Annotated in this window: 22 protein-coding genes and 1 pseudogene; 11 read left to right on the top strand and 12 right to left on the bottom strand. The window is 29.2% G+C overall.

From position 1 onward, the window contains the following. Positions 1–37: 37 nt before the first annotated feature. From ACJA23_RS02270 to ACJA23_RS02245, 6 genes are all read right to left on the bottom strand, one after another. The gene (locus tag ACJA23_RS02270) at positions 38–2,347 is read right to left on the bottom strand and encodes a hypothetical protein (protein ID WP_406613604.1); all 2,310 of its coding nucleotides are present in this window, start codon (positions 2,345–2,347) and stop codon (positions 38–40) included. Further along, positions 2,347–3,147 carry an ABC transporter permease gene (locus ACJA23_RS02265; protein ID WP_406613602.1) on the bottom strand — a complete coding sequence of 267 codons (801 nt, stop codon included), beginning with the start codon at positions 3,145–3,147 and terminating at the stop codon, positions 2,347–2,349. Before ACJA23_RS02265 ends, ACJA23_RS02270 begins: the two co-directional genes overlap by 1 nt. Further along, entirely contained in the window at positions 3,140–3,982 is an 843-nt protein-coding gene (locus tag ACJA23_RS02260; RefSeq protein ID WP_406613600.1) for an ABC transporter permease, read from the bottom strand. Before ACJA23_RS02260 ends, ACJA23_RS02265 begins: the two co-directional genes overlap by 8 nt. Continuing rightward, positions 3,966–5,342, bottom strand: a complete 1,377-nt coding sequence (locus ACJA23_RS02255; protein WP_406613598.1) for an ABC transporter ATP-binding protein — start codon at positions 5,340–5,342, stop codon at positions 3,966–3,968. Before ACJA23_RS02255 ends, ACJA23_RS02260 begins: the two co-directional genes overlap by 17 nt. Before the next feature lie 456 nt (positions 5,343–5,798). Then, positions 5,799–6,569 (bottom strand): hypothetical protein, encoded by a 771-nt coding sequence (locus ACJA23_RS02250; protein WP_406613596.1) that lies wholly within the window; start codon positions 6,567–6,569, stop codon positions 5,799–5,801. Positions 6,570–6,648: 79 nt separating this feature from the next. Beyond that, positions 6,649–7,389, bottom strand: a complete 741-nt coding sequence (locus tag ACJA23_RS02245; RefSeq protein ID WP_406613594.1) for a hypothetical protein — start codon at positions 7,387–7,389, stop codon at positions 6,649–6,651. A 348-nt stretch (positions 7,390–7,737) separates the two neighbouring features. On the opposite strand from ACJA23_RS02245, the gene ACJA23_RS02240 reads away from it, so the two are divergent. The 9 genes and pseudogenes from ACJA23_RS02240 (at position 7,738) to atpC (ending at position 14,757) form a co-directional block, all read left to right on the top strand. Beyond that, complete coding sequence (locus ACJA23_RS02240) at positions 7,738–8,208, top strand: hypothetical protein (RefSeq protein WP_406613592.1); 471 nt, start codon at positions 7,738–7,740, stop codon at positions 8,206–8,208. Between the two features lies 1 nt (position 8,209). Further along, positions 8,210–9,007, top strand: a complete 798-nt coding sequence (locus ACJA23_RS02235) for a F0F1 ATP synthase subunit A (RefSeq protein ID WP_406613590.1) — start codon at positions 8,210–8,212, stop codon at positions 9,005–9,007. A 13-nt stretch (positions 9,008–9,020) separates the two neighbouring features. Next, positions 9,021–9,248, top strand: a complete 228-nt coding sequence (atpE, locus tag ACJA23_RS02230) for an ATP synthase F0 subunit C (RefSeq protein WP_406613588.1) — start codon at positions 9,021–9,023, stop codon at positions 9,246–9,248. A gap of 2 nt (positions 9,249–9,250) precedes the next feature. Further along, positions 9,251–9,853 (top strand): F0F1 ATP synthase subunit B, encoded by a 603-nt coding sequence (atpF, locus tag ACJA23_RS02225; protein ID WP_406613586.1) that lies wholly within the window; start codon positions 9,251–9,253, stop codon positions 9,851–9,853. After that, on the top strand, positions 9,853–10,407 hold the full coding sequence (gene atpH, locus ACJA23_RS02220) for an ATP synthase F1 subunit delta (protein WP_406613584.1): 555 nt from the start codon (positions 9,853–9,855) through the stop codon (positions 10,405–10,407). Before atpF ends, atpH begins: the two co-directional genes overlap by 1 nt. Then, positions 10,408–11,979, top strand: coding sequence for a F0F1 ATP synthase subunit alpha (gene atpA / locus ACJA23_RS02215; protein ID WP_406613582.1), 1,572 nt, complete (start codon positions 10,408–10,410; stop codon positions 11,977–11,979). After that, a complete protein-coding gene (gene atpG, locus ACJA23_RS02210; RefSeq protein ID WP_406613580.1) occupies positions 11,979–12,839 on the top strand; it encodes an ATP synthase F1 subunit gamma in 861 nt (286 codons plus the stop codon). Before atpA ends, atpG begins: the two co-directional genes overlap by 1 nt. 14 nt (positions 12,840–12,853) lie before the next feature. Next, positions 12,854–14,233 (top strand): annotated as a pseudogene (gene atpD, locus ACJA23_RS02205) (F0F1 ATP synthase subunit beta); the annotation flags it as partial. Between the two features lie 95 nt (positions 14,234–14,328). After that, a complete protein-coding gene (atpC, locus tag ACJA23_RS02200) occupies positions 14,329–14,757 on the top strand; it encodes an ATP synthase F1 subunit epsilon (protein ID WP_406613578.1) in 429 nt (142 codons plus the stop codon). Between the two features lie 124 nt (positions 14,758–14,881). Here atpC and rpsR read toward each other — a convergent pair whose 3' ends face one another. Genes rpsR through rpsF form a run of 3 tightly spaced genes read right to left on the bottom strand, consistent with a single transcriptional unit; the run spans position 14,882 to position 16,267 of the window. Continuing rightward, positions 14,882–15,139 (bottom strand): 30S ribosomal protein S18, encoded by a 258-nt coding sequence (rpsR, locus tag ACJA23_RS02195; protein WP_406613576.1) that lies wholly within the window; start codon positions 15,137–15,139, stop codon positions 14,882–14,884. A 30-nt stretch (positions 15,140–15,169) separates the two neighbouring features. Continuing rightward, the gene (locus ACJA23_RS02190; RefSeq protein ID WP_406613574.1) at positions 15,170–15,820 is read right to left on the bottom strand and encodes a single-stranded DNA-binding protein; all 651 of its coding nucleotides are present in this window, start codon (positions 15,818–15,820) and stop codon (positions 15,170–15,172) included. A gap of 33 nt (positions 15,821–15,853) precedes the next feature. Further along, the gene (gene rpsF / locus ACJA23_RS02185; protein ID WP_406613572.1) at positions 15,854–16,267 is read right to left on the bottom strand and encodes a 30S ribosomal protein S6; all 414 of its coding nucleotides are present in this window, start codon (positions 16,265–16,267) and stop codon (positions 15,854–15,856) included. Positions 16,268–16,538: 271 nt separating this feature from the next. Between rpsF and topA the strand changes: the two genes are divergently transcribed. Then, positions 16,539–18,437, top strand: a complete 1,899-nt coding sequence (gene topA, locus ACJA23_RS02180) for a type I DNA topoisomerase (protein ID WP_406613570.1) — start codon at positions 16,539–16,541, stop codon at positions 18,435–18,437. A gap of 47 nt (positions 18,438–18,484) precedes the next feature. Here the strand turns inward: topA and ACJA23_RS02175 are convergent, their stop codons facing one another. Next, positions 18,485–20,767, bottom strand: a complete 2,283-nt coding sequence (locus ACJA23_RS02175) for a hypothetical protein (protein WP_406613568.1) — start codon at positions 20,765–20,767, stop codon at positions 18,485–18,487. 268 nt (positions 20,768–21,035) lie between these two features. On the opposite strand from ACJA23_RS02175, the gene ACJA23_RS02170 reads away from it, so the two are divergent. Continuing rightward, the gene (locus tag ACJA23_RS02170; protein ID WP_406613566.1) at positions 21,036–21,227 is read left to right on the top strand and encodes a hypothetical protein; all 192 of its coding nucleotides are present in this window, start codon (positions 21,036–21,038) and stop codon (positions 21,225–21,227) included. Here the strand turns inward: ACJA23_RS02170 and ACJA23_RS02165 are convergent. Both ACJA23_RS02165 and ACJA23_RS02160 read right to left on the bottom strand, forming a co-directional pair. Continuing rightward, positions 21,224–21,667 carry a hypothetical protein gene (locus ACJA23_RS02165; RefSeq protein ID WP_406613564.1) on the bottom strand — a complete coding sequence of 148 codons (444 nt, stop codon included), beginning with the start codon at positions 21,665–21,667 and terminating at the stop codon, positions 21,224–21,226. The two genes, ACJA23_RS02170 and ACJA23_RS02165, sit on opposite strands and share 4 nt — an antisense overlap. 139 nt (positions 21,668–21,806) lie before the next feature. After that, complete coding sequence (locus tag ACJA23_RS02160; RefSeq protein WP_406613562.1) at positions 21,807–26,969, bottom strand: MGA_1079 family surface serine endopeptidase; 5,163 nt, start codon at positions 26,967–26,969, stop codon at positions 21,807–21,809. Between the last annotated feature and the right edge of the window lie 27 nt (positions 26,970–26,996).

Below are 26,996 nucleotides of genomic sequence, written 5' to 3'. Positions count from 1 at the left end.
GTACAAAAAAACCGATCGATATCGGTTTTTTACAATACTAAGATTTAGTTTTGTTGAAGTAGTAAGTTGTAATTTGACTTTGTAATTTGTTATCAACTGGTTGAATAGCTTCGTGTTGAATAACACCTTTAATGTCATTGATTTCGTATAAATTAATAGCGTTTTTATCTTGTCCTTCTAAAATATCCATAAAGTAGTTTCTTGAAACTAATTCATAGTCCACAGTACGAGAAGGAACGTAGTTAACAAACGCAAAGTTATCAAGGTTAAAGTATTTTTCTTCTCCATCAACAAATTGATCTGAATCATTTAAATCAATCATTGAAATTAGTCTAGCTAAAACAAGTGCTGCATATGAAAGTTGTTCTTCTTCACCTTCAGTTTCTTTAACTTTTTCATATAAACCACTAGCAAATTTGTAAGCACCTTCGTCATCTTTTTCAACTAATAATGAGTGTAATGGAACTAAAATATTATCTTGTTTAGTTGCAACAAAGTTAGCTAATTGTGCATTAAGTGCTTTAGCGTTATTGTTGTAAGTTTTGGCTAATTCAACGATTTTTTGAGCGTATTCTTTAACGCTAGCTAAATTATCATTAGCTAAAATAGCTTCAGAAAGTACAATTGGAGAAATATTAATTCTTTCTTCAATGTTACTATCTTCGTTATTTCCTTCTTTTAGTTGTTCGATATGCTCATTTTTTGCTTTAACTCATCTATTGTAAGCTGCTTCGTTTAAGCTTAAGTTTACATATGGATTCATTTTTTGAATAAATGAATTAATTGTTTGCTCTAATTTAGTTTCATCTTTAATGAGTGAACTAAAGTATTTATTAGCAGCAGCTTCAGTTGAAGATAGTGAAGCGTTTAAGTTTCTAGCTTTAAGATCTAATCAGTAGTCTTTTTGAAGCTCTTCATTAAATCTTTGTAATTTATCTAAGGCAGCTTCAGTTTTTAAATCTAAAGTTTGAGCTAAATCAAAATTAGTTTCTTTAGCTTTATCATAAACTAAGTGCATACCTGCAAAAATACTATCACGAGCATGTTTTATGTATTCGACATTGTTACGCTCTACTCTTGCTCTTTGAGCATCACTAATATCTAATCCACCACTTGAAAGTACTAATCCATCAATTAGTAAGATGTTATTGGCTGGTTTTACAGCTCTTAAAGCACCATCACGGCTATAACCTACAACGTTATCTGATCCGTAATATCCATCAATTGCGTCTCCGTTGTACATTAAACCAGCTGTATCAGTATTAGCGTTTGCTCTTCTAAATTCAGCCTTTTCTGCATCAGTGTATTCTTCAAAGTCTTTATCTTTGTATTTAACTGCACTTTTGATTACACGGTTTAAGATTTCTAATCCATCACCGTTAAAGCTAACGTGATTGTCATCTTTTACATCAAATCCAGTTCCATCTTTAATAATTTGAGTAAAGTAGTCAATTAAACGTCTGTAAGTTGTATCTAAAACTTCACCTGTAAATTCACTAGCTGTACGTTTTGCTTCTTGATCATCATTACTTTTTGGTAGTAATCAATAAGAACTTCCATAAAGCATGTTATCTCTAACTGAGTCAGTGATTAAGAATTTTTGGTATCCAGCTTGTCTTAAAGTCTTGAAAATATTAACTAATTCAGTTGGTCCAAGTTCTTTAACATGGTTTTTAACAGCTTCATCGCTTCCGAAGTTAATTGTGTATGGATCTTCTTCTGGATTTTCAAGTAAGTTGGTAGGAATTTTTACTTTATCACCATTGTAAGCTACAACAGCATCTTGAGAAAAGTATGGATAAAAGTACTCTCAAAGTTTATGGTCATTTTGACCTTCGATATACTTTTTACCTTGATTTTGTGCAATTTGACGAGAAATAAATTCGTCATATTTAGATAAGTGATTAAACACTTCAGGTCTTAACGAAAGTTTAACTAAGTTTTCAGTTTTTAGTTTCTTTAAAGCTCTAGTTTTAGCATCATCAGTAGCTAAAATTTGAATTTCTTTAATTGGTTGATCATTTTTACTAAATAAAATACTGTAGTCAATTTTTGCAATTCTACCTTCACCAGCTAATTTAGCAGCTAAATATTCAACTCCAATTCCAGCTACAGCTTTATTGTTAATAATTGCGTTATTAAACTCGTTAATTTCATCAAATGTTTTGTACTCAAAATTTTTGTTTAACTCGTCTAAATTCCCTTTTGAAATATAAGCTTTATAGTTGTAAAAACTAGGCTTAAATGGTTTTTCAATTTTCATTGCCACAGCAGTAGAAACAGCGGCCGTTGCAGCTACTCCAGCTACAGCTGAAAAAAGTATTTTTTTATTAAGACGTTTTTTCATTATGCCACCTTTCTTTTTGCTTTAACCATAGTATAGACAATGTTTCCGATAATGGTAAACACTAATACAATAGAACCTAACACCAAAGCTCAAGGTTCAAATGAACCTTCATATAGTTTACTTCCTAAAGTGCTGGTATTTGAAACAGTTTTGGTAATAATAAAGTCATCAAAACTTAAAACACTAGTAACAACTGCAACCATTACGATTGAAGGAATCATATACACAAAGTATGTTTTAAATCAAGCTCTTAGACTTGAGTATCCTAAGTCTTGTGCAGCTTCGTATAAGTTATTGTTGAATTTTTCACTTCTTGGAAGCATTAGTGAAATACCAAATGGCAGTGCCATAACGGTATGAGCAACAATCAAACGAATAAATCCTTCACTATCAGTTGCTAAAATACCAAAAAAGGCACTAAAAACTAATACTAAACCAATTGCTGTAATGTTATCAGGGTTAATTAAAGGAATTCCTGATGATGATTGTACAAATCTTTTGATAGATTTGTTTCTTTGTCTGTATAAAGTGTAAGAAGTAAGTAAGCTAAGTACAATCACAAAAAAGCTTACTATTGCAGCTAAAAGTACAGTGTTAGCAAAAGTTAAGTCTCTACCTGCATCAAATAAATTAGCAAAGTGTTCAAAAGTAAATGAACCAGGTTGCAATCTTGTTTCAACCTCACCTTTAGGACTTGCTGGGTTAAAACTTAAAACAAATCCAAAAGCTAGTGGAACATAAACTAAAAGTAAAATTAAATAAATATATGAACGTTTTAAGAAGTTACCTAAATTACTCATAGTGTGCTCCTTTCTTGAATTTGAAAATAACTCTTGGAAGGATTAATATTAGTGAGTAAATTCCAACAAAAATTGCTGAAACTACAATAACAAGTACACTACCTGCACTTAAGTCGTATTTGTTTCCTGGGTTAATTTTTGAGTTAATTAAATCCCCAATTAATTTGTTTTGTGATCCATCAGGAAGTAATTTAGCAGAGATAACGAATGTAGTTGCGCTTGCTAGGAAAATCATTCCTAAACCACTTAAAATTGCTTTAGTTCCATATGGAATAATAACTTTAAAAATTGTTTGAAAGTCGTTATACCCTAAGTCGTTTGAAGCTTCAGTAATGTTTTTAGGCATGTCTTTAAATACTGAATATAAAGGCATAACCATAAGTGGTAAGTTTAAGTAAGTTAAACCTAAAATAATGAAAGCTTCATTGTTTAAACTACCTGGATTAGTTGCGAAAATTGCTAAAAATAATCCTTTAATGGAGTAAATTCTAGCAATTGTGAAAATTGCCATTGGAGAAATAATTAAGCTTAGTGCGTAAATTTGAAATACTTTACTTTTTGAAGTTGAAATAAAGTAAGCGTAAGGGAATCCAATAATTAAACAAAGTAAAGCAGAGACGATTCCGATTCATAAACTACGTCCGATAATGCTTCAAGTGTTAAATTCCTTGATAATTTCAGATGAATCGAAATTTTCACCACCAACTAAGCTAAATGCACTAACAACAATTAATACCACTGGTAGGATGATAAATAAAACTGAGATGAAAAAATAAGGAATAAGTAACAATGTCTTTTTACTTAAATGTAATTTTTCACTAATTTTGAAAAGCATCGTTACTGTAGTCTCACTTAGGATCTTTTTTCATTAAGTGAATTGAATCGATTGTTCAACTTAAGTATACTTTTTCATCTATTTCAAAGTGTTTTTCAGTTTCAACATAAACAATATCTTCGTCTTCTGTTTCAACTGTTAGGTAGTTGTAACTACCACGGTATGAAATTTCTCTAACATACCCTTTAATTTTTCCTTTAACAGATTTTGGTTCTGCAACGATATCAATATCTTCTGGACGGATTAATGCATCAACTTCATTTCCGTCTTCGAATTCTTCGAATTCATGAACAGTTTTGAATTCTTTTCCAAGTAATCTAACGTTTCCATTTTTAAGAATTTTAGCATTGTAAATGTTTGAGTCACCGATGAATTTAGCTACTCAAATGTTAACTGGGTAGTCGTAAATATTTCTAGGTGTATCATATTGTTCGATAATTCCACCACGCATAACAGCGATTCTATCTGATAACTCTAATGCTTCATCTTGATCGTGAGTAACAAAAATGAATGTTAGACCTAATTCTTGTTGAACTTGTCTTAATAAAACTTGCATTTTTTGACGAATTTTAGCATCTAGTGCACTTAAAGGTTCGTCTAATAATAAAATTTCTGGTTCAATAACTAAACTTCTAGCTAACGCTACACGTTGTTTCATACCACCACTTAGTTGGTGTATAGCTTTATTTTCATTACCTTCTAAACCAACTAGTTTAATAATGTTTGTAATTTTAGTATCAATTTCTGATTTAGTCATTTTACGTTTGAAGTATCTGTTTTCAAATGCTTCAACTTTTTGATTTACATAGTTTTCTCAATATGAGTACTTAAAATCAGAATCGTCAAGTCAGTTTTGACGTTTTTTGTATTGGTATGTACCAGGTTTTAATGTTTCAAGTTCTTTTTCATATGTTTCTTGAATTTTGTCTAATTGAGCCATTTTTGCTTTAGCTTTTTTAATTCAAGCTTCTTTTTTAGTTTCTAAAAGAGTAATGTGTCTTTCGTTTACATGTTCTTTATTAACTCTTTTTAGTTTTAGTCCAAATGCAATATTTCCGTAAACATTTAAGTTAGGGAATAAAGCGTAATCTTGGAAAATAGTTGATACATTTCTTTTGTATGCTGGTAAGTCTTTAATGTCATATCCGTTGAAATTTAATTCTCCACGTGTAGCTCATTCAAAACCACCAAGTAATCTTAAGATTGTTGTTTTACCTGAACCTGATGGTCCTAATAAGGTAACAAACTCCCCACGTTGAATTGATAAATCAACACTGTGAAGTACAGTTTTACCATCAAACTCTTTAACAACTTCTTTAAGTTCAATAATAGGCTGTCCTGATTTTTTCTTTTTAGCCATCTCTCTCCTTTCTTATATAAATATGCATATCATTGCGTACCTAAAAAAATCATTAAAAATCTGTAAATAGATGCTTGATCTATGCTGCTAGGTAATTTTTAGTGCATATTCGTTTTTATAATTCATATTATAAATAAAAAATCAAAAAACAAGATTTATAAAATCATTATTTTTGAATGTTCTTCATATCTCGACACGTTTACTATAGTGCTGAATATATAGCTTCAAAAGTAAATGATGCGCATAAAAAACACTAAAAAAATTAGATACGAAAAAAAATGCGCATTAAAAATTTTTTTGATTAGTTAAATTTTGAATTAATATGCAAAAATATCGTCAAAATGTATTAAATTTTGAACTGGCCAAGCTAGTCTATAAATGGGGTCAAAATATGTGCTAAAAACTTAAGTAAATAAAAAACACATAGGTTTAATTCCCTATATGTTTAAGTGAAATTTAAGCAAATTTTACTAAAGCTATACCATCTAAATTAGCAAATAAACTTTCAAACTCTTTATAATGATTAGCTGTTAAATTGTTTGGTTCAACAAATAATTTATCTAGCTCTAAATCGTTAAAAGTTAATTGTTTATTAGTTCCATAAAATCAATAAATATTTGGTTCTAAACTTATATCATTAGATTTAATATCGTACACAAATAAAATGTTTTTCGTTAAGCCATGCTTTTCATTATATAAGCAGTAAATTTTATAACTATGATTATCAATTTGTTTAACATACATATCACTAATAGTTAAAAAAGGAGCATTTTTTGCAGCTGGTAATTTTAAAACATTACCATGACTATGACCTGCGTGCGAATTATCATTTTGATATTTATTAATCAAATGTTTAAATAAGCGCGAATGTGTTTTTTCATCACTTAAATCTTTAAAGCTATAAAAATCTGTTGGATAAATTGTTAACCTGTTCAAATTATTCATAACTACAAATGGATAATTAGCTAATACACTATTATATTTAGTTTCTTCTTGGTCAAGAAAACTGTTTTTTAGAGTTTCTAAAACAGATTGAGCATTTTTGTTTTGTTTATCTTTTTGATTAACAATTGTAGTAAACAAGCTTTGATTTACATTTTGCTTTTGTAGTTGACTAAAAAAGTTTTCTTGTTCAGTATCATTTGATTTATTTTCAGATCCGCAAGCTACTAAAGTAAGTGGTAGTATTACAACAGAACTACCAAATAATAATCATTTTTTGTTCATAAGCTCCTTTAATTATATTCCATTATTGTAATATGTTAAAAATGAATTTAGAAAATTAGTGGCTAACCACTAATTTCAATTAAGCAAATTCGCTATTAAATAATGACACCATTTCAGAATCGACTTTCATTCTTCTAATTAATACCATTATTTTTCAATAAAAACCAAATGATTCTTGAATATCTAATACACGAGCCTTGTTGTCTAATTGATTAGTTTGAATCACTCACTTCATGTATCTTTTAAGCTCTCAAGCTGAAATTTTTAAGCATTCGTCGTATTTTTTTAAATAGTCGGCTAATTTTTGATTCTTTTGTTTTTTGTTTTTAATATAGAAAGAAATAATTTTATTTGCAATTTTATGCATTGTTAAGTTATTTAAACCAAAATAAATTGCTTCATATTCACGCACATAGTGCACAAATGATAAATCAAGCGCAGCTTCATCTAATCTTTCTTTATAAATTTTCAGCACCTTAAATTTAACATCTTTTAAAGTTTGATTATGATTTTTTAAATCTAAAACAATCGCTTTAAAAATTTCTGGTGGTTCTTGAGCATCCTCATTTCCTTCACTAAAATGTCAAGCTTTTTGTAAACCGATTTTTCATTTATAAATCATGGAATTTAAATCATAATCTTTTAAGGTATAACTTAATACATATGTATTAGCAGATTGAATCAGAAAAATAGCATGCTTAGCTTGATTGTAGTATTGATTGTTCACTTCAAAATCAGGTAAAAGCCTGATTTTTTCAAGCAAATCACTTGGAATTGTAGTAGTTGTTGATATTAAAGTGGTATAGTTAAAATTGCGCATCAATACCTCCCTTAATTTTTAACATCACTATAATTTTACTCTTTCTCTTGTAAAAACTTAAATTAGTTGCATAATTTCATTTATTTTTTATCTTTTTGCCCTAAAATTTTCATTTTTAGTAAAAAAATTTTTCTATTCAAATCTAACTGATTAAGCTTATATTTATATATAGTAGCATTTTAGCCTTAAAAATGAGCTTAAAAAATAATTTATAAATTTTTTTAAGCCTATATTTTAGAGTTAAAAGTAAAAATAGCACAATTAGTAAAAAATGCTAAAAAATCTAAAAAACATAGCATAGAAAAACTAAAAAGTTATATACTAATTTAGTATATAGAAAGGGAGCTAATGACAAAAAACCATTTTGGAAAAATGGAAGAAATTGCTTTTTGAGTAATTTATTTACCAGTGTGCTTAATTTTTTTAATCATTGGATTATTAGATCAAAAGTTACTTGGGCTCTTTTTTGGGTATGCTAGTGGAGGAATGTTAGCTTACTTTTTTTTCAAGGTAAATATCATCGTTTCAACTTTAGTTTTTAAAGCATCAAATAAGCGGCTAATTTACTTTTTTTACTTATTTAAGATGTTTTTTATAGCTATATTTGTGTTTGCTTTGTTTTATCCAGCGATAAAAATTAATCAACATTTTGCTCCAAACAAAAACCAAATAGATCACATAAGAACAGCTACAATTAACTGAATTACTATTATAGCTGGCTTATCGATTAACTTTTTTGTTTTTGCTTTAGCTGAAATCTTTCGTTTGATTCAGCCAAAACTAAAAACTAAAAAATATAAATATGGAAAGGAGGCTTAGTATGAATGGATTTTCACAAGCGTTAAACAATCCTTGACATCCACAGTTAGTGTCTTTAATTGTTTCAGTATTAGTTATAGTTGTTTTATCTATTACCGTTGCTATTAAGGTCACTAAAGTAAAACCAGATCAAGCACCTAAAGGTATTGCGCAAATTGCTGAAGCGTATGTTGGATTTTTCGATACTCAAATCGAAAATACTGTTGGTAATCACTTTTATCGTGCAAAACCATACATTATTACATTATCAACTTTTATTTTAGTTGGAAACTTTATGTCAGTTTTTGGTTTTGAACCAATTGTAACAAGTTATTCAGTGCCATTTACTTTAGCTTTAGCTAGTTGATTAGGTATTTTTGTATGTGGTGCTATTTATGAAAAATGACATTATTTATTACGTTATTTAAATCCGTTAAAAATTTTGGATACCGTTGGAAAAATTACTCCATTAATTTCACTAAGTATCCGGATCTATGGAAACGTAGTTGGTGGTTCAGTTGTCATCTTCACACTCTATTATTTTGCAGCTGGAATTAAAGTTGGTACATTACCAAATACTCCAAATATTAGTGGAATGATATTTTTAGCCACAATCATTACTCCATTTTTACATTTCTACTTCGACTTATTTGGTTCGACATTGCAAGCTTATGTGTTTACGATGTTAACAATGGTATACTGATTAGTTGAAGTTGAATCTGAAACCAAAGAAAAATCAGACTCAAAAGTTAAAAAAATAGTAAATAAAATATTTTATAAAAATAAATTAGTACAAAATCAAACACAAACTGTGTACTAATTAGGAGGTATATATGGATATTAAAGATGGATTAGTAGCAATTGGTGCTGGATTAGCAGCTATCGGAACAATTGGAACAGGTGTTGGACAAGGTTATGCAGCTGGAAAAGCTGTTGAAGCTGTTGGTAGAAACCCAGAAGCTGAAGCAAAAATTCGTACAATGCTAATCATTGGATCAGGTATTGCTGAAACAGCTGCTATTTATGCTTTAGTTATTGCTTTACTTATTAAATTCGTATAATAATGAACTCAACTATTGTAAAAACATTAACTTTTGCAGCTGAAAATGTTGAAGCTGCTTCAAATCAAGCTGCAAATGGTAAACCATTATCATTAGCTGATAAATTTGAAACTTTATTTCCTTCATGACCAATTATAGTAGCAACTATTATTGCTTTCATTATCGTTTTTGTGTTTTTAACTTATTTTGTATATAAACCAGTTAAAAAAATGATGAAAGATCGTCATGATTTTATCCAAGGAAATATAGATGAAGCAATTAAAGCTAAAGAAGATAGCTTAGAAAAATTAAATGAAGCAAACGAAAGCTTAAAAAGTGCTCGTGTACAAGCTACCACAATTATCAATAAAGCTAAAGTTAGAGCTGATAAAGTAGCTGATTTTTACACTACAAAAGCAAGAGCACAATCAAAAAGACTGTTGGATGAAACTATTTTAGACATTCAAGCCCAACAAAGAGAATTTGAAATGAATTCTAAAACTTACGTGGTAAACCTTGGAACAGAATTAGCAACTAAAATCTTAAAGCGTGAAATTTCGCAACAAACACAAGATGAATTAATTAATCAATACTTAAATTCAGATAAAGATGCTGAGGATATTTAATGTATACTAATCAACATTCATCTGCTTATGCAGTTGCTATTTTTGACTTAGTAAAAGACGAAAATAAATTCCAAGTTATTCAGCCACAATTTGAAAAGTTATTAAAAATTATTCACCAAAACCCTGAATTAATCGACTATTTAAAAAACGATATGATTGATGAATCACATCGTTTAGAAACTATTGACTTAATTTTAAAAGACTTTGATGAAATTGTAATAAACGCTGTTAAAGTCATTGTTTTAAGACGTAAAGCATCAATTTTAGTGCATGTAATCAAAGAATATTTAAAACATTCAAATAGCGAGTTAAGAATTCGTTTCTTAAAAGTGGTTTCTGCATTCCCTTTAACTGACGAACAGCTTGAAAAAATCAAGCAAAAAATGCAAAAAGTTACTCGTAGAACTATTGAATTAGTTAATGTAGTTGACCCTAATTTAATTAGTGGTTTTAGAATTGAATCAAGAACAGAAATTCTTGAAAGTAGTGTACAAAATACATTAGAAAAACTAAAACAAGAAATTATAAATAACGAACATAAGAAAGGAGCATAGATGGCAATTCGTTTTGATGATATTTCAGCAATTATTAAAGAACGTATTCAAAACTTTGGAAAAAACATCGACCGTAGCGAAATTGGTCAAGTTATTTCTATTGGTGATGGTATTGCGCTAGTTAGTGGGCTACAAAAAGTACGTAATTCAGAAATTGTTGAATTTAAAAATGGAGTTTATGGACTTGCTCTAAACTTAGAAGAAGAAACAGTTGGGGTTGCTTTATTTGGTAATGCCAATAGCGTTAGTGAAGGTGATACAGTTAAAAGAACTGGTGAAGTTATTTCAGTTAGCGTTGGTGATGAGTTATTAGGTAGAGTTGTTGATGCTTTAGGAAATCCAATTGATGGAAAAGGTCCAATAGCATCTAAAAAGAGAAGTGAAGTATTTAAAGTAGCTTCAGGAGTTATGTCTCGTAAAGAAGTTAACCAGCCACTAGAAACTGGTATTTTAGCAGTTGATACTATGATTCCAATTGGAAAAGGTCAACGTGAATTAATTATCGGAGATAGACAAACTGGAAAAACAGCGATTGCAATTGACTCAATTATTAATCAAAAAGGTAAAAATGTACTTTGTGTTTATGTTGCAATTGGACAAAAAAATTCAACTGTAGCTCAAATAGTTCAAAAACTTTCAGATGCAGATGCTTTAGGTTATACAACCGTTGTTGTTGCTGGAGCTAGTGAATTAGCACCACAACAATACATTGCTCCTTATACAGGTGTTACAATTGCTGAAGAGTGAATGAGTCAAGGCAAAGATGTTTTAATCGTGTATGATGATTTATCTAAACATGCTATCGCTTACCGCACACTATCACTACTGTTAAGAAGACCACCTGGTCGTGAAGCTTACCCTGGAGATGTTTTCTACTTACACTCTCAATTACTTGAACGTGCTGCCAGAATGAACCAAGATTATGGCGGTGGAAGTATTACTGCTTTACCAATTATTGAAACTCAACAAGGTGATATTTCAGCTTACATTCCAACTAATGTTATTTCAATTACTGATGGTCAAATTTTTACCAAAGAAAGTTTATTTAACTCAGGTCAAAGACCTGCTGTAGATATTGGTTTTAGTGTTTCTCGTGTTGGTTCAGCTGCTCAAACTAAAGCGATGAAAAAAGTGGTTGGTTCATTAAAACTTGAATTAGCTCAGTATAATGAAATGTTAGCTTTTGCTCAATTTGGTTCTGATTTAGATGATTCAACTAAGTCAATATTATTACATGGAGCTAAAGTGTATGAGTTATTAAAACAAGAGCAATATTTCCCAATTCCTCAGTCAATTCAAGCAATAATTTTAATTGGTGTTAAAGAAAGAATTATTAATCCAATTCCAAAAGAATACATGCATGAATATCGTGATGCTGTAATGAACTGAGCACTGCACGAAGTACATGAATTACAACTAAAAATTGAAGCTACTGGTGAATTAGACCAAGAAGTATACCAACAAATTGAAGTTGCACTTGTGCACATTGTGAAAGAAATTATCGCTTCAATTCCAAATTATGATGCTCGTATGTACAAACCACTTCCTGAAAAATACGAAAGTATTCAATAATGGCTAACTTAAACGCAATTAAAAATCGTATTGCAGTAGTTTCAAACACTCAAAAAATAACTAATGCAATGCAATTAGTTTCTACAGCTAAACTTCGTCAAATTCGTAAAGAATACGAAAACATTGAGTCATATTTAGACTTATTAATGGACACTTTTGATAGTTTAATTAAACACGTTGAACCAAATGAATTTTATAGCATTTACCCTAAAAATACTGAAGCTAATTCAGACTTATATGTCGTAATTACTAGTGATTTAGGTTTATGTGGTTCATATAACTCAAATGTCATTAACCTATTAAAACAAACCTTAAAACCAGAAGATAAAATCATTGTTTTAGGTACAAAAGGATATAACTTATTACAAAGTAGCCATTTTAAAGAACAAATTATCAATTACTTTGTTGATTATGGTGAAAAAGTAAGTTATCAAATTTCAAATCAAATTACTAAAGATGCTTTAGAAATGTACGCTAACAAACAAATAAATAGCATTAATTTAGTTTATACTAAGTTTATTAACAACATTCGTCAAGATGCGGTAGCACAGAAACTATTCCCACTTGAAATTGGTCCAAAAGTAAAAACTGTAGATAAGAATGTTCAAATTATTGAATTTGAACCAAATGCCGAAGTGGTTCTCAAAAATTCAATTCCATTATATGTAGGAAGTTTAATTTATTGTTTAGGTAGTTCATCAAAAGTTTCTGAGATGGCTTCTAGACGTAATGCGATGGAAAATGCCACAAATAACGCTAAAGACTTAATTGTGGATTTAAGACAAAAATTCAATTCAGAACGTCAAAGTGTTATCACACAAGAAATTAACGAAATTGTGGCTGGTGCAGACGCAACATAAAAAAGGAGGTAGCCATGACACAAAACAAAGGTACTATTGTTCAAATTTTAGGACCAGTAGTTGATGTGCGTTTTAGTGAAGGTAAATTACCTAAATTATTAAATGCTGTTACTGTCGAAGCTGATGGTAAAATCTTTACTTTTGAAGTAGCTCAACACATTGGTGATGATACTGCTAGAACTATTTCAATGGTTTCAACTAATGGTTTACAAAGAGGGATGGAAGTAATAGATACTGGTGCTCCAATTTCAGTGCCAGTTGGTAATGATGTTTTAGGTAGAATGTTCAATGTTTTAGGTGAACCAATTGATAATTTACCGCTTAAAAAAGATGTTGAACATAGCCCAATTCACGCTCCAAGTCCAAGCTATGAAGAACAAAAAACTACATCAGAAATTTTAGAAACTGGTATTAAAGTTATTGACCTTTTAATTCCATATGCTAAAGGTGGAAAAATCGGTCTATTTGGTGGAGCTGGAGTTGGTAAAACAGTTTTAGTTCAAGAGCTAATTAATAACATAGCAACTCAACACAATGGTCTATCAGTTTTCGCTGGTGTTGGTGAGAGAACTCGTGAAGGAAATGACCTTTATTACGAAATGAAATTAGCTGGTGTTTTAAATAAAACAGCATTAGTTTTTGGCCAAATGAATGAACCTCCTGGTGCACGTATGCGTGTTGCTTTAAGTGGTTTAACAATGGCTGAATACTTTAGAGATAAACAAAACCAAGATGTGTTGTTATTTATTGATAACATCTTTAGATTTACACAAGCTGGTTCAGAAGTATCAGCTTTATTAGGTCGTATGCCTAGTGCTGTTGGTTATCAACCAACATTAGCCACTGAAATGGGTGCTTTACAAGAAAGAATTACTTCAACTAGACGTGGTTCAATTACTTCAATTCAAGCTGTGTATGTTCCAGCTGATGACTTAACTGACCCAGCTCCTGCAACTACCTTTACTCACTTAGATGCTAAAACAGTTTTAGATCGTTCAATTGCTGCACTTGGTATTTATCCGGCAATTGACCCACTTAATTCTTCTTCAAGACTTTTAGACCCATTAATTGTAGGTCAAGAACACTATCAAGTAGCTCAAGAAGTGGTAGCTATTTTACAAAGATTTAAAGAATTACAAGATATTATTGCTATTTTAGGAATGGGTGAATTAAGTGAAGAAGATAAGAAAATTGTAGCTCGTGCTCGTAGAATTAGAAACTTCTTATCACAACCATTCCATGTTGCTGAAAAATTTTCTGGTATTAAAGGTGCTTATGTTTCGTTAAATGATACTATCAGAAGCTTTAAAGAAATTTTAACTGGAGCTTATGATGAGTATCCTGAAGATTTATTCCGTTATGCAGGAAGTTTAGATGATGTAATTGCTAAATACAAAGCTTTAACTGAAGCTAACCAAAAAGCAAATAAACAAACACAACAAGAACAAGAGACTAATTCAGAAAAAACTGAAGGAATTATCCAAAGCTAATGGAAAACACAAAACAAAAAACAGTGCATTTAACTATCACTGTTCCTAGTGGTGTGTTTTACGAAGGTGATGTGCCGATTGTAACGCTAAAAACTGCAGTTGGTTATATCGCTTTACAACCTGGTCGTGAGCCGCTGTTTAGTAGTGTGGAAATAGGAAATGTCTTTATTGGTTGAAAAAGCTCACCAGAGTGCATTACTTGCGTAATTGGTGGTGGATTGGTTTATGCTGATAAAGAAAAAATTAACATTATAACTGATGATATAATTAATGTTAAAAACATTGACCTAGTTCGTGCTCAAAATGACCGTGATAAACTTCAAGCAATGTTATCAGATAAAAAATCAGATACTGACATTTCTAAGCTTGAACTTAAGCTTAAAAAGACACTTTCTCGTATTGATTCATATAATTTATACAATAAATAATTTAAGTAGCCATAAGGCTATTTTTTATACCTAAAAAAGCAAAAAAAAGCATTAAAAAAGTCTCTAACAAGTAGAGACTTTAATTGTGTATGACAATTGATACACTTGAAATTATTAACAATGATTATTTGTTAACACGTACACGAACAACTGAGAAAGGCATTAAAGCAACGATTCTAGCTCTTTTAACTGCTGTAGACACTTTTCTTTGGTGTTTAGCACAAGCTCCTGTTGATGATTTACCTTTAATTTGACCTGTAACTGTTACGTATTTTTTAAGAACATCTAAGTTTTTGTAATCTACGTAACCTACTTTTTGTTCACAAAATTCACAAACTTTTCTTCTTGAACCATATGCTTTTTTACGTTTAATGTATGCCATTATTACTCCTTATAAAATTATCATTTGAAATTATTTTGTAATGTCTTCAATATTTTCGATTATATTCATGAACTCATCATCGTCATCAAAGTTTCCATTAGTTGGATACTCTGCTGCTTGATCTGAATTCACTGGACTAATTTCGTTTGGTGTAATTGTGTTACTGTTTTGAATATTGTAAGAAACATCACTAAAAGCCATACCTACATTGCTTGGTTGACCTAAAATTTCATTTTGTTGAATTGATTGATGAAATGGATCGTGTTGGAAACCAGATTGATTTGGATATGGAACACCTGCATACTGATTTCCGTATTGATTACTTAATTGGTTGTATGAACTTGCTCTTTTACGAGCTTCGATTTGATTTTTATTCTCTAAAATTCAAGCATAGTTTGAATGTACTTCAAACGCTTTAATTGTTTGACCTTGTTGATTTTGATAGGTACTTGTTCTTAATTCACCTTCAACAACAAGTAAAGTTCCTTTTAGTGAGTTTTTAGCAATTGCAGCTGCTAATTCACCTCAAAGAACTACTGGAATAAAATCAGAGATTCGTTGGTCGTTAATTTTTCTACGACTTACAGCTAGATTAAATCTTAAATAATGTCTATTATTTTTTGTTTCCTGTAAGACTAAATCTTGTGCAGTTCTACCGATTAATGTAACTTTGTTATACATACGACCCCCTGTTTTCGAAATAATAAACGACTATTATTCTTGTTCAGCACTTGCTGGTTTTTTAGCTTTAACTTCTTTATTTGCGTTGTTTGCATTTAAAGGTCTTGGTGATTTTGTGAATGTGTTAGCTTTTCTTTTTGGTCTGAATTTTGAAGGTTTAGCATTAATTCCTTTTTCTGTATCTAGGTTAATTACTAAGTTTCTTCAAACTTCTTTTGAAATGTTTGTTCTACGTGTGTATTCTGCAATAGCTGATCCTTCAGCTTCAACTAATGCTAAAATACGGTGTGCGTGTTTTGATTTGTTAATTTCGTAGGCTAATTCATTACCTTCTAATTTTTCAACAGATTTAACACCATTTCCAAAAACTTCTCTTAATAAAGCTTCGTATGATGACATTTCTGATTTAGGGTCAATGATTGCCATAATTTCATATTTGTTAATCATTTTTTCTCCTTATGGTCTAATCTGAGTTGCTGAGATTTTAGCAACTAAGGAGTATTATAGAGATACTCATAAATAACTATACCATAATATATTTTTATTTAGTAGATTAAAAGCAATTATTTTAGCACTTAAATACAATGTTTTTAGTAATTTTGCTTAAAAAAATTTTATAAGTTGTTTTATTTTAAATATTTAAAATAAGGCTCTAAAAAGCGTGTAAATTCTAAAAATTCTTTTTTGCTATACCTACTAAAAGTGTATATTTTTATATATGAGTAAAAAATTAGTTATTGTGGAGTCGCCAAACAAAGTTAAAGCGATTCAAACCTATTTGGGAAGTGATTTTGATGTAGTTGCAAGTAGTGGTCATATTTTTAAAATGCAAACTAGAGGTAAGCAAGCTTTAGGGATTGATTTCGAAAATTGAGAGCCATTATATTCATTAGATGCTTCTAAAAAACCATTAGTTAAAATGATTAAAGAAAAAGTTGATTTAGCTGATGAAGTTTATTTGGCAACTGACCCTGATCGTGAAGGTGAAGCAATTAGTGATCACTTAAGAATTCAATTTAAATTAGACCAAAAACAGTATTGAAGAATTAAATATAACGAGATTACCAAAGATGCTATTTTAAATGCTTTAGCAAACCGTGGGCAATTAGATTCAGGATTAATTGATTCACAAAAAGCTCGTAGATTGCTAGATCGTATCATTGGTTTTAGATTAAGTAATTTATTAAGAAGCAAATTAAGAAACACCCCAGGTTCACCAACAGCTGGTAGAGTTCAATCAATTGCTTTAAAATTAGTTGTTGATCGTGAAAATGAAATTAGAAGCTTTATACCTGAAAAATACTTTAAATTACATGCTGTATTAGCACCGAATAATGATTTAGCATATTATTTTAATGAAAATGCTACTAATTCAGATCGAAAAGAATGAATTTTAGATAATGAATTAGATAAAATTAAAGAATATTTCACAAAAGCACCTAAAAAATTAAAAGTTATCAATATCAAACAAACTGATAAAAAACTAGGAGCTATTACACCACTAAAACAATCTACTTTATATAGTAAAAGTGGTTTTTATGCCAAATCAACGCAAATAGCTGCACAAAGGTTATTCGAAGGGTATAATGGTGAAGATGGGATTATCACTTATCCAAGAACCGATTCAACTAGATTAAGTGCTACATTCGTAGCAGAGGCTAAAAAATTTGTAGCTAATAAATATGGTGAAGAATATGTAGCTACAGATGTTAAAGGTATTAGTGGTGACCAAGATGCCCATGAAGCAATCAGACCAACAAACTTAAAATTAACTCCTCAATTACTAAAAGAAAAATATCCAAACATTGATAATATTGATTTAAGTTTATATAAATTAATTTACGAAATTACCTTACAATCAGTGATGAAAGCTCCAATTATTTCATCTACTTCATATACATACCAAACAGGTGACTATAAGTTTAAAAATAACTATTCAAAAGTTAAATTTGATGGATACTATATCTTGTCTGATAAAGCAAGTGCATATGACAAAATAGTGGATCCAAAATATACATTAGATCAAGAAGTTGATGTTAATGAATTTAACTTCACAGAGCATCAAACTAAACCAGCTCCAAGGTATCATGATGGATCACTTATTGAAGCTTTAGATGCAATCGGTGTAGGTCGTCCATCAACCTTTGCTGTAACAGTAAGTACTATTCAAGAACGTAAATTTGTAACCAAAGAAAAAGATAAATCACTGCACCCAACTGAATTTGGTCAAATTGTATTAGAAAGACTAATTAAATCATTCCCAAATATCATCAATGAAGAATATACAGCTAAAATTGAATTAGAATTAGATGATATTGAAGAAAACAAAAACACTAAAAATAGTGTTATGGATGAATTCTATTCAAACTTCTTAAAAGAATTTGAACAAGCAAGTGATAAAATTGAAGCTTACACATTCCCTCTCATTGAACTTGAAGAACCTTGTCCAGATGATGGTGGATTGTTGCAGATTAAAACAAATAAAAAAGCTCAAAAATTTGTCGCATGTAATAACTTCCCTAAATGTCGTTTTACAAGAAGTTGTACCAATGAAGAAAAAGCATTATTTGCTGATGATACCAGTGAAGATGATGATTTAGTAGACGAAGAAAACTAAATTAATGAAACTAAAAAACTCCAAACTATTAGATTTGGAGTTTTTTGTTACTTGTTAAAAACATTTAAAGCGTTAATGATGAAGTCGCTAGACTTATTAATATCTTCTTTTGTGAAGGCGAAAAATGAATTTGTATAAACCTTAAAACTTAAATTAGGATCTGTTTTAGATGTTAATTGCTGTTCTATCACATATATACCATGGTTTGAATTGTTAATTTTACCTAATCTAATTCCTGTGTTTAAATTACTATCTATTTCTTTTAAGGTTAGATTATCAAAGTTTACATATAACAATTTATTTGTAACATTGTATTTATCAAAAACACCTACATTTATATCTAAATTAACTTCTTGATCAAATCAGTCTTTTTTAGATAGGTTATAGTTAGTGTTTTGGTATCCAAATTTTAACCCAGATTCGTAGTAAACTAAATTGTTATCATCAGTAATTTCTAGGTAAAATGGTTTAGTTTCAAGAGTATTATTTGGATCGTATTGAACTTTAATTTTTAGCTTTATTCAACCTTTTTGTTTTGTAAAGTTTTGGTTATTGATGCTTAATTGACCATATCTCACATCTGATATGATTTTTTGATAGTTTCCACCTTTAGTTTCACTATAGTAAACATCAAAATTATAAACATCTACATACGTGTTGATAATGGATTTTATTTCAGCAGCTACAGGTCTATTTAAGTTAAATTTATAACCATATCTATCAAAATCGGCTTTATTTATAAAGTATTTTTCACTTGGTATATTAAGTAGAAACACTTTTTGATATTTAGTACGAACTTTAGCTAAAATTTCTTCTACTTTATCATTAATTTTTGCTATTTCTGGTTTTAAATCAGTAGATTGATTAGCCAATAAAACTCTTAATGATAATTCTTTTGAAAACTTATCAAATTCCTTTTTAGAAGCCACACTCATTTGGTGCATGTTGTTTCCAATTGTAAATGAATTAATGATTGTTTTAGCTAGAACTAATTCATTGATAATATCTTGTTTTGTGTATTTATATCCATCAATTAATGATTTTAGTTCTTGATTACTTTCTGGTTTAATTGTAACTCAAGAATTATCTGATAATTGACAATGTAAACCATTGTAATCAACATAGAAATTAATAAGTCTTTTATTAGTATCTATTGTTATTGTTTTACCAATATTTGTTTGTTTATCATACACATAAATTTGTTTGTAATTAACACCACTATTATTTTGACGAACAAAGAAAAATAATGATTTATAAGAATAAAATAAAGGTAATTTATTTGCATCACTTACTTGCAACATAATTTCTTTAGCTATATTTTCATCATTTATGAATGAGCTTAACGATTCTTCTGTAGGTGTCTTTGTGTCGATAGTGTTAGAAATAAATTGTGTTTTGTATTTAACTTTGTTAGTTTGTGAGTCTTTATATTGATAACGTCTTAAAGCGTATCATTTACCGTCTCAATATTGATATGAACTTCTTTTATCATTAGGGTCATCAACAAAGCTCATCATTCAACCATTAGGGAAAACACCTTCTGTTTTGGTTGGTGCATAGTAAACGTTTTCTGGTACTCAATTCATAAATCAAAACTTAGAGTTAAAAAACTGAACACCTGAATGACCTTTTGTAGGACTAACACCAGCTCCAAATAGAAATTCTTGGTAATTTATTATGCCTGGGATGGTTGAAGCAAATGGATAAATATGGTTTTTATTTGTTGATTGTTTTCCATAAGTTGGATCTGATGTATATCATTTATATTCATTTGTTCCAGGGAGTTTTAATTTAACTCAAACTAATTGGTGGTAATTGGTAAATTCAAAATCTAAATTAGGATATCCAGTTACTAGAGATACAGCAGAAACACCGTGAAGGTTTAATAAAAATTCTAATGTACTTGCAATACTTGCACAAACACCAGTGTGCTCGATTAAAATATTTTCTAATGGTTTAGCTAAATTCGTTAAATCATATCTGTATCAATAAGTAACATGTTGATATAAAACATAAAACTTATCTAAATCACTCATACCTTCTTTAATTAAGTCTTTTGATTTTTTAATAAATTCTTTTAAGTTTTCCTTAAAAATACCTTCATATAATCACCCTTGAGCAAAATTATAATTACCTCATGAACCTCTTACATATCCAGTATCACTTACATCAAAACTAATTGATGAGTTAGTAGTTGTATAGTATGGGAAGTCTTTGTGATACTTTTGAAATCAAGTGAAATATGCCTCAGCCATAAATTTTTGTGGAATACGTCTTTGACCAAATTTAAAGCCTTCAAATCTAGCTTTAGACATACTGTAGTTGAACATATCATGTAAATCCTGTTCAGTTAATAAAGAATCTTTCTTTCTAACTAATGGTGCATCACCTCAATCAAAATTTTCATCTTCAGTTTCTTAAGGTTTAACTTTTAAATAGTATGGGTTAATGAAACCGTTTTCATCGAATTTATTAAGTTCAACTGAATAATTTGCATATTTAAAGTCACTCTTTTGTTTATCTGTCAATTGATTGTATTTTTCTGCGTATTCAGGGTCAATTTCTGGATTTTTAGCATAGAAATTAGTTGAATCAATTGTGTTAACTAATGCTAGATCAAAAGGTATTTCTGTTTTTGTATTAGGGTGAACAGATGGTTGAGATGGACTAGTAGGTTCGGTAGGCTCAGTGGGGTTAGGATTTACAGGTTGAACTGGATCAGTAGGATTGGTTGGTGTAACCGTTTCTTCACTTGTACTAGCTTCATCAGTTTTTGGTGTTGTAGATTAATCACTCTCACTCTTTGGATCAGTAGTATTTTCAGATTCTCTATTAATATCATCTTTCTCAGTTGTATCTTCATTTTGTTTAAAGAAATCAGACTTAAAGTTAATATTTAACCTATTTAAGATATTTAGAGATAAATAGTTATTATCGGTTTTAATGATTTTAACATTATCAAAATGTTTATTGTTTAATTTTAATAAATCTTCCATAACCTTTGGATCGTTTATAGTTGATAAAAACTTGTTTCTAAATTCCTGATTATTACAAAAGTTGTGTTCAAATTCTTTAACTGTATATTTGTTTGCTAGTTTTTCATTTGTATACTGAATAGACGAAGTTTTTTCTTGAGTTTCACAAGAAACTGCAGTTAAAACTGTTAAAGGTGTAATAGTAGCTAAACTGATACCTGCTAGATTAATAATTTTCTTATTTTTCTTTTTCATATTTGATTCCCAATTATTTTTACTTAAAAATTAGTGTGTAAATTAATATTTAAATTTTATTACATAATAAATTTAATAGTAAAAATTAATTAAGTTTTTAGGTAGTTTGGGACTAAAACTCTGGTTTTACAGCTAAAAACTATTTTTTAGTAAAAGGTTTGAAATATCAAGGAAGACCAAAATCATTAGGTGAAAATGCGTTTAGCTTCATTATGTTTCTAGCTAATGAATTTTTATTTAGCAAGTCAAATGGATTTTGTCCATCATTATTTAATCCTCAATAATTGAACCCATTATTTTCATACAATCATGAGGTTAAAGATTTTCTTGGAGCACCACTATTAATAGTTGAAGCATATGAACCACTAGCGTCGATTACACCTGTTCCTGAATTACCTGAGTTATAAAATGTTGGCATAAATGGAGTTTGATGATCAAATGTATTAGTTTCAGTTCCTCACTTACTTCTAGTTATGATATAACCTGCTTGTTTTCCGTAAGGGAAACCTAAAAATCCACCTGCAAAAGCATTTCTAAATGCAAATCTAGCTTGAACTTTTTCTTCACCTCTATCTTCGCTAGGTGGTAGGTACTTGGTAAAGTCATTTAGAGGTAATGAAGGAAGTTTTAATCAATTTTTATAATATTCAGCAGTATGATATTTACCTTCGGATTGAGCTGTTTTAATTAACTCATGAGCATCAAGAATAATTATAGTCATATCAACAAATTTATTATTAACTTGCACATAACCTAAACTTCTTAAAATCTTAGCTTGGCGGTCAAATTCTTTTCTAAATTCAATACCAATTTGATTAATACCACTTCAAACAATTTGTGCTTTAGTTTGAATATTGTATAAACCACTTCAGTAACTAAAACCTGAATCCACATTATTTCCGTAGTTTTTACCAGGAATTGTTGGTTTGATATTTTGAAATTTCTTTTCCAATATCGCTTTTTGTGGATCGGTTTGTAAACTATGATCATTTATAACGTGGTTATTTGTTACAACAAATACTCTTCCATCATTTGGATCACTTGGGCTTACTTTTCCAACCATAGTTGCAGTACCAAAATTCATAGCAAACGCTCTTTGAGTAATTTCTGTACCTAATTTAGTATTTCAGTATGAATGCAGTAAATATTGTGTATCAAATTTGTAACCTTGGTTAGTTAACCAATGAACATTTTGGTTAGGATTGTATTTACTTGGATCAGTTTCATTGTCTTGAGAATAAATAGGAAGTGGCATATTTTCTTGTGTATATGCCATTTTCTTATAATTTAGAATGTTAGTTGGATACTCTGAAAAGTGCTCATCCATAACTGTATTTGTATAAGAAATATTAACTCTCGAAGCAAAGTGATCTAGGTAAAATTCACGACCATTAATTACAGTGCCTTTTACATCATTATATGTATTATCTAAATCTACTGATCTAGTTTCCTTAAATAATTCACCACTAGCAAATCCATAATCTGGATTAGTTAATGTCATTGTGAATTTAATACCTTCATCAGTTAACTCTGCAACAATTTTATACTCAATAATTAGGTTTTTCCGTTGTTGTGTTACATGAACTTGTTTAGTACTTTGTGTAATAGTGACTGTTTTTGTTCTATTTAGATCGTTTCAATCAATATCAAAGTCTATACCTTGATCATCGAAAGCGATTCTTTTTAATCTATCATCATCAAAATACAATGTATTACCATATAAATGCATATGTATTTTTGGATTTTTATTAGTTGAAACAACTAATTTTTCATAGTATTGCTTTTTAAATGTTCAAGAAGCTTTTTTATTTGTAATTTCTCAGAAGTTATCTTTTAAAGTTAATTCAATATTTCTATCTCTAACAACTTCATCTGGTTTTACTAATGTAACTAGAGGTTGTCTATAGTTGTATTTATTGTTATTAAGCGCTTTATTTAGTTCTTTGATTATGGTTTCATCTGAAGTACCACTTCCAGCGTTTCCAGATTTACGGAAACCTGAAATTTTATACCAGGTTTTACCATGAATAAATGTATTAGAATCTATTTCGTATTTTAAAGTGATATATAGCTCACCAAGTCTATCGTTAGAAAGCATTGTTTTATCCACTTTTATTTTCTCTCTTGAAACATATACGCCATGATGCAATGTGTAGATGTTTAATGGAGAAAAAGATAAAAAGTTAGATTTTGTTCTTTCATCTAATTTTGTAAATGCAGAAGCTGTATTACTTAATAGCGGTGAGTTAGTGTTTATACCCAGTTGTTCATAACTTATAGTGTTTAAAAAGTCTTCTATCATAAAGTCTTTATAATCGTTTTGAACATTTGTAAATGTTATATAGTCAGAAGTTTTTAATCTAATATTATTATCTGATTTGTTAATAAATCCTAGTTTAAATTTAATAGAACCAACATTAGTTGCTGCGCTTACACCTTGGCTTCTAATGTGTCTTCCTGCTGGTTGTACATCATAGTAATAAACAAAGTAATCTTTTAATAATTTACCTAATTGCAATCCATTAGACTGACCTGTACCTAATGCGTTTGAACCAGCTGGTACTGTTTCTGGCAATCTAGGACCTTTATCCTTATAATTTTCACTTTCAAAGTTTCTAGCATTTTCATCTGCAACTTCTACTTTAGTGTTAAAATCGAATAAGAAATTCATTTTATCTCAAGCTTTTTGGCGAATTATCTCACCTGAATTAACCATTCTTTTTCCATCAGTATATCGATAGACAAAGTTGCTTGAGTTTATTTTATTTACTTCAGCTTGTAAATTACCTGTTGGTGCTACAATTCCTGCACCTTGAAAATCTTCATCTGTATATCATTCCTTACCATTTTTAGGTTTGATATCTAATCTAGTTAGTGGTTTAAAGTATGATAAAGTGTATTTATCACTTACTACTGAAGTTGGTAAATCTCTACCATCTTTTTGCAGTTTATAACTAACTTTTAGTGTTCCCTTTATGTTATTTGCATCACTAGTTTCAGCTACTACAATATTGTATTGGTATAGTTTTGGGTAACTAAATGTTTGATTAAGTTTATCAGCTGTACCTTCACTGGCAATAAAATCTGATTGTGAAATACCACTATTTTTGAGTGTTACTAAAGTATTAAAATCATTATTATCTTTAATAAAGTTATTTAAATCAGCTTTTAGTTTTAAGGTTTCATATGTATTTGCAGCTACTACAACATTAGTTGTAAAGCTACTTTCATCTCTTTTAGTAAATTTAACCTTAAATGTAAGTGAATTAGTTGCTGCTGTATATACAAAAATATGTCTACTATCTAAATTTAATACTTCAACTGTTGGATATTCAGTTTTGTTATAGTTAAAAACTCCACTAATAAAGTGGTTTAATACTTTAATTTTTTCTTGATAACTATTAAATGGATCTAGTCTTGCATTTATATTACTAAATGTTTGATATCATTGATCATAAGCTGCTGAAGAACCTCTTTTTAATACATCACGAATGTAATAAATAGCTACATAACGACCAAAAAATTCATTCATTGTATTTGAAGGAGTTGGGTTATTGTAGTATTCTTTTTCGTTTTTAGTTAAAATTTCAGAATATTGTAAGTTTAAGTTTTTTAGACCATTTGGTTTGATAATTTGAGAACCAAAAGAAACATTTTCAACTGATTTTACAACCTTTTTGTTGTATAAAATATCAATTGTAACTTTAGTTTCACCTGAATCAGAATTAAAACTACCAGCTTTAATTCTGTATTTAAAGTAATTAGCTACACTGATGTTTTTGTTTTTAAATAAGTTGTCTATTTCATCTTGAGTTTTCGCATTAATTTCTTGATCAAATAAATCAGGGAATTGATATTTACGAATCTCAAACATTGTTTTTAAATCTAAATTAGCATTATTAATACTATCTAAAGCATTTTTAGCAGTTTGATCAGAACCAAAAGACATACTTTTTAATACAGTAGTGGATAAACTTCCTTTTGTTATTCCATAGCTAATTAATAAATTATTTACATTTGAATTATCTAATTGAACATCTTTGATTTCACTTGTTAAATCACTTGCTGAAACATTTGTTTTTAAATACAATTTAGAGTTATCTAAATTAATTGATAATGAATTTAGGGTAATTCCGTATCTACTTACTCCATCAGCTTGCGTGGTAGAAATATTATCTAAAGCATATTTTTTCAGATTAATAATTTCTTCAGTTCATAGTGGAGCTATTAAACCATAAATCACCTTTAATTTAGATAGATAATCATTTATTTCACTAGTAGTAGAAACCATAAGTTTTGGTTTACTTACAATAGCGTTATTTAGTTTATCTATATCAGAAATGCCACTTTTAAATGGTTTAATTTTCTCAATAAAAGGGGTAATTGTTGTATTTAAATATGATAAGTATTGGTCAACAGCTTCTGTATTTGCTGAATTTACACTTAAAGAAGATAATTTAGCTTCTAACTCACTTGTTTTGGTTGATAGTCATTCGATATTTTGATTATCTATATTTGTAATTGAACTTAATAATGAATTAAATTCATTAGCGACAGCACTATTTGCGCTTATAAAAGTTCTAACAGAGTTAATTACTTCATTTAATTTATTCTTTTTCGCCGTTCATTTAGTATTATAAGTTTCAATTTCCGCTTTTAGTTCTAAACTTTGTTGACTTATTGAATTCATCAATGAAATATCATTTGTATTTAGATTTAAATCGCTAAATTTTCTTTTTAAATCTTCATATTTTGAACTAAAAGCCTGATATTTGGTGCTATTTTGTGCAGAATTAAAATCACTTAATATTGATTTAAGTATGTTATCGATTTTAGTTCAAGTTTTTAGCTTATTTAAAGCTGAAACTAATTTGGCTTTATATTCTTCAAGTTGTGAACTTGATAATGAACTTACTGAATTTTCTTTTGCAATTAATAAATCATAATCAAATAATTTCGGATTAGAAGTTTTATAAGCTTTTAACACTGATATTAAGTCTTGTAGGCTTTGGTCACTGTTATTTTCAGGTGTATCTACAACCGATGATACATCTGTAGAACTACTATTGTCATTTGATCTGTTTTCTACGGTACTATCAGTGTTTTCAATATTATTTTTATTATTATCAGAATTATTATTTGAATCATTATCTTGTTTTTTAGGTGCTATTTCTTTTTCATTATTTTTTTCATTAATAGTTTTAACAATTTGATCTTGATTTTCACAACTAATAAGTGAAACTGGAAGTGTAATTGAAGCTAAAAATCTAACTATTAGAAGTTTTTTATACTTAATTTTCATATTTACCCCTTTTAACTAGGATTTATT

Source organism: Mycoplasma corogypsi (assembly GCF_045276875.1).
Classification (GTDB): domain Bacteria; phylum Bacillota_I; class Bacilli_A; order Mycoplasmatales; family Metamycoplasmataceae; genus Mycoplasmopsis; species Mycoplasmopsis corogypsi.
This window is presented reverse-complemented; position numbering and strand designations above follow the sequence as displayed.